2 protein-coding genes are annotated in these 1,434 nt (G+C 67.2%); both read right to left on the reverse strand.

Features of this window, described 5'->3' with window-relative positions; genetic code table 11:
- Positions 1–73 precede the first annotated feature (73 nt).
- Positions 74–643 carry an ester cyclase gene (locus tag MLGJGCBP_RS21240; RefSeq protein WP_007300077.1) on the reverse strand — a complete coding sequence of 190 codons (570 nt, stop codon included), beginning with the start codon at positions 641–643 and terminating at the stop codon, positions 74–76.
- 56 nt (positions 644–699) lie between these two features.
- Positions 700–1,434: aldehyde dehydrogenase family protein (locus tag MLGJGCBP_RS21245; protein WP_160097898.1), on the reverse strand; the 735-nt coding region annotated here is incomplete at its 5' end.

Genomic DNA, 1,434 nt, shown 5'->3' on the forward strand with positions numbered 1-1,434 from the left:
TCAAACCGATCAACAACGTCTGCCACACCGAAGAGTCTGCAGCACAACACCACAAATCATTGGGAGACACACCCTAGTGGAACGCTGTCCCGGCGGCAGTGGTCTTGCGTGCTCGCCGTTTGGCGAAAGCGTTTCGGATCAGAATGGCCGGGGTCGGCGGGATCCACCCGGCTTGTTGTGCCATACCGAGGTCGTCGCGGACGGCCCAGTGTTCGATCAACCTGCCGTCGACGAACCGTAACCAGTGTGTTTGGCGGACGGAGAAGCTTTTTCCGGTCGGCGCGAAGGCCTGGTCGACCCGACCGTGTTCGTCGTAGGTCACGAACGGCCCGACCTGGCGGCCGGTCATGACGGTATCGAGCACGACGAGATCGTCCGCTGCCACGGCGTGCAGGACGTCGTGGTGCAACTCGGCAAATGCGCCTCGTAACCACAGCGCGGTCGCGTAGAACCCTTCGGGGCCGATGACTCTGGTGTCCGGGGGTTCGGTCCGAGACTCGCGATTGATGGCGTCGGGGTGCACCAGTTCCTCGAACGTGGCGCGGTCGCCGTCGGCCATCATCTCCATGCAGCGCACGGCGACGGACGTGATGTCCGAGGGGCTTGTTGGTGTGGTGGCCGGGGTCGGTTGTTCGGTGTTCACGGCGGGCCTCCTTGCCGTTGAAGGTTGGATTTCGGGTGAGTGAGTTCGAAACGTTGTTACCGTGCGTGCCGGAGCCGGAACATCCAGGTGGCGATCCTCATGTCCCGTTCCGCGCGTTCGAGCGCGAACAGTTTCAAGGGGGCTGGGTATCTTTCGACGGTCAGGGCGTGGGCGCGGCTGAACTCGAACAGCCCGTCGGCGCCGTGCACGCGGCCGAAGCCGGATTCACCGATCCCACCGAACGGCAGTGCCGGGATGGCGCCGTAGCTGAAGACCGAGTTGACCGACACGGCCCCGCTGCGCAGGCGGTGGGCGAGCGCGGTGCCGCGGGCCCGCTTCCGGGTGAAGACCGACGCCCCGAGCCCATAGGCGGTGGCGTTGGCCCGCTCGACCGCCTCGTCGAGATCCCCGACCTTGTTGACCACCACGGTGGGGCCGAAGGTCTCCTCCCGCACCGCGGTAGAGGTTTCCGGGACGTCGGTGAGGATCACCGGGTCGATGTAGCGCTCGTGCACCGCGCCCACACCGCCGACGACCGCGGTGCCGCCCCGGGTGAGGGCGTCCGCGATGTGATCGCGCACGATGTCGACCTGGCGGGGCAGGGTCATCGGCCCGTAGGTGGCGGTGTCGTCGCCACCGGGACGCACCCGCTTCGCCGCGGCCGCGAGTTTGTCGAGGAACCGGTGGTAGACGGGTTCGACGACGTAGACGCGCTCGACACCGGCGCAGACCTGGCCGGCGTTGCCGAACGCGCCGACGGCGGCGGCTTCGGCGGCCTTGTCCAGGTCGGC

Origin of the sequence: Rhodococcus sp. T7 (assembly GCF_009872365.1) — a bacterium.
Taxonomy (GTDB): domain Bacteria; phylum Actinomycetota; class Actinomycetes; order Mycobacteriales; family Mycobacteriaceae; genus Rhodococcus_F.